The sequence below is a fragment of the Chitinophagales bacterium genome (assembly GCA_020636495.1).
In the GTDB taxonomy this organism is placed as follows: Bacteria; Bacteroidota; Bacteroidia; order Chitinophagales; family Chitinophagaceae; genus UBA5543.
Genome location: JACJXQ010000018.1, coordinates 1 through 3,947, shown reverse-complemented (window position 1 = coordinate 3,947; position 3,947 = coordinate 1). Strand labels below are relative to the sequence as shown.

At 42.4% G+C, this 3,947-nt stretch carries 2 protein-coding genes; both read left to right on the top strand.

Translation table 11 applies throughout. From position 1 onward, the window contains the following. On the top strand, positions 1-2,465 hold a 2,465-nt coding region (locus H6550_16620; protein MCB9047761.1), incomplete at its 5' end, for a choice-of-anchor J domain-containing protein. A 393-nt stretch (positions 2,466-2,858) separates the two neighbouring features. Beyond that, positions 2,859-3,947 (top strand): hypothetical protein (locus H6550_16615; protein MCB9047760.1); only part of this gene is annotated, 1,089 nt, incomplete at its 3' end.

The window sequence follows — 3,947 nt, the reverse complement described above, 5'->3', positions numbered from 1 at the left end:
ACATTCAGCCTTGCGTACCGGCAGTTATTACCGGGTCGCCAAGCAATACGTCTGTAGTTTGCGGAGCAAATGCAACATTTACTGCATCAGCAATGGGGACCTATCCTACCTATCAATGGCAGACGAGAGGAGATCCAAACACTTTGCATACAATGACATTTACTAATAACACACCTCTTGCAGTACCGGATGCCGATCCTGCAGGTGTGTATAGCACAATTGCCGTATCTGGTATCCCTGCGGGTGCTGTTATTACTGATGTAAGTATAAAGGTTAATATAGACCACACTTATGTTGGTGATATGGAAAACAATATCATTGCACCTAACGGAGTTAGCCTGAACCTGATAGGAGAACTGGATAATGGTTCAGGTTCCAATTCATCAGATAATTTCACCAATACCATTATCAGTTCAACCGGTACTGTTCCTTTAAGTGGTGCCGCGGCCCCACGTACGGGTACATTCAGAGCTGACAGACTTAGTGGTTATGGTCCTTCCGGTAATTACCAAACTTCAGCTAATGGTATGCCATGGTCTGATTTGTATACTATGTTAAATGGCAACTGGCAGTTAGGCTTATCAGATTGGTATACTGGTGATGTGGGTACATTGAATAACTGGTCAATAACGTTTACATATACACTTCCATCAATTTGGCAGAATATAGTTGATGGAGGTATTTATAGTGGAGCAACAACTCCAACACTTACAATTGATCCTGTAGATGCAACTATGACTGGCAACCAATACAGGGCAATCGTTGAAGGTGGTTGTTCAGGCCCTGATTTTACAAGTACTGCGACATTGACCGTTACACCGATCATACCGGTAGTTGATCCGTCAAGTGCATCAATATGTAATGGTGATATTCAGAGCCTTGCACTGACCAACTATACTAATGTGGTTACATTAATAGATGAAGGTTTTGAAGATTTTGGTACTTCAGTTCCGGCTGGTTGGGTTGTTAAAAATAACAGCACTGTACCAACAGTTGGACTGGAAGGATGGGATCCTGCAACGCCAACGTATAGTGGTATTCCGCCAGCAAATACTGGATCTAATTATGCAGCCTCATCATTCTTTGGAGATAATAACGGCGGTGGTGGAGGAACCATGAGTATGTGGTTATTTACTCCAGAAATAACTATTAGTAATGGTGATGTACTTAAGTTCTATGCTCTTGCATTAGGTGATCCAACATTCCCTGACAGACTTCAGGTAAGGATGAGTTCAAATGGTGCAAGTACAGATGTAGGTGCAACTCCTCTCTCTACCGGAGATTTCAGTACCTTATTACTGGATATTAACCCGACTTATCAGGGAGGTGTGTTCTTAAATGCATGGGTAGAGTACACTGTGACCGTTTCTGGTTTAGCGGGTCCTGTAAATGGCCGTATTGCATTCAGGCATTTTATAGAAGATGATGACATCAATGGATACTTTGTGGGTCTTGATGATGTACGGTACATAGCGGCACCAACATTAGCACAAGGAACATGGACAGGCACAGCCGGAACAATGTGGACAGATGCAGCAGCTACTGTTGCTTACACAGGAACGCCAGCCAACATGATTTATGTTACACCTTCGACTACATCTACTTACCAGGTCAGCTATGCAACATCAATTTGTCAGTCTGCTACTACTGATGTGGTAGTGAACGTTAGCCAGCCTGTTACAGGGGTCGTGAACCCAAGCAGTACAGCAGTATGTGTGGGTAGTGATGCATCGTTCAGTGTAAGTGCAAGTGGCGGACCATTGACCTATCAGTGGCAGGTAAGTACTGATGCAGGAGTTACCTGGTCAAATATAGCCGGAGCAACTGCTGCTACATTGAACCTTACCGGTGTGGCACAAACGATGAATAATAACCGTTACAGGGTAGTGATCTCAGCCGGACCATGTGGTTCAGTGAACAGTGGCTCAGCTACACTTACAGTGAATGGCTTACCAAACGTAAGTATCTCTGCAGGTGATCTGTCACTGGCTCCTGGTCAGACAACAACCGTAACCGGTACAAGCAGCCCTGCTGCATCAAACTGGGTATGGACATTGAATGGTCAGATTCTGGCAGGTAACAGCAATACACAATTAGTAGATGTAGATGGTATGGGAACCTACGAGGCTACCGTTACCGATGTTAATGGTTGTGTAAGCACAACGAACCAGTTAGTGATCGGAGCAGAGGCTTCAGACAAGCTGTGGATCTATCCGAATCCGAACTCAGGCCAGTTCCAGGTAAGGTTGTTCTACCAGAGCAATTATGGTGAGAAGAGAGTAGTATCAATATTCAACTCAAGAGGTCAGTTAGTGGAGCGTAAGGAGTTTATATTGAGCTATAACTCAGCACCTTACTTAAGGATGGATTTTGATCTGAGCAAACATGGTCGTGGAGTTTATGCTGTGAAAGTGGCTGATGTTTATGATCAGAAAATAGTATCAGGCCTTGTAATAATAGACTAATTAATAGTTATTAGATAATTATAAAGCCCTCCTGAATAAGGGGGGCTTTATTTATCCTCTAATTTATACACATCTTTTTTTGATGAAAAAACTAAAAAAAAGTTAACTTACGCTCCGTTATAGTGTTTTTACTGTTAACTCAGTAAGTATTATTCATTTAAACAATTATCTATGCAACCAAAATTTACGCTAAGAGACTTAGGGGGATTTGGTTTGAAACTAATGGCTTTGGCATTGGTTTTTGCCTTGTCTTCCCAAATTTCCAATTCTCAGGGTAGAGGTGGTAAGATAAGTTACAATTCTACAAAAGATAAATCTGTAGAATCCAACTTAAAGCAACAAAACTCCGAGAAGCAAAAACTTGCAAGGGATTATGTAAATAATCCAATTACAATGAAATCAGCTGACCCTTCATCAGATAATGATGCGGGTTTGCCAAATCACTCTTCTATTCTGACTAATGGGCCCGACGCAGTTTGTGCTACTTACAATGGGTCGTTAGATGTTGGAGATGCTACACAGAACTTCAGACCATGGAGGGATGGTGTTGCATCTGTTTGCGGTCCTCCCAAGTCTTGTACTGCCGGACTTTCCGCAACCGGATCATATTATGATGTATATACATTTGCAAATACCTCATGTAATGAAATTTGTGTTACTGTAAGTTTTACAAGTGGTCATGCATCTGGATTCATAAACTTTGTTGCAGCTTATGCTACACCTTTTGTTCCGGTAACATCCGCAGCAGGTTTTTGTGGTCAAAACACTTTTCTTGGTGATATAGGTGGTAGTACAGCGGCTGGTGGCACTTCAACAATGGATATTACATTAGCACCAGGTGCTTCCATGGATGTGTTAGTTACTGCATTGGGTGCTCAAACTACACCTACATATACCTTAGAGTTTAGTACTCCAACTTGTCCTCCTGCTGGAGCATGCACAGGAACTCCGGCTCCGGGTAATACGATCAGTTCTGTAGCTACAGCTTGTTCAGGTATTGATTTTAATTTATCATTGGAGAATTGTACACCTGGTACTGGAATTACCTATCAATGGCAATCTGCTACTTCTTCAACAGGTCCATGGACTGATATTGCAGGTGCAACTTCTTCAACATTGACTACTAACCTTACTGCTGCTACATGGTATCAGTGTAATGTTACTTGTTCAGGTAATACAGGAACGTCAAATCCAGTTCAGGTTGGATTGACACCTCCAAATCAATGTTATTGTACACCGCCTGCTTCAGATTGTACAGATGATGATGTTATTCTCAGAGTTCGGATAAGCACATTAGATAACGCATCAACTTGTGGAGTAGGTCCTCCGGCTGGCTACACATATTACGGTGGATCAGTAGCTGCTCCGACCTTATACTCTGGCACCGCAAATGAGCTTATTCTCAATACAGGTGATACTTGGAGTAAAGCGATGGGTGTATGGATCGACTATAACCAGGATGGTAATTTTGATGCTTCAGAA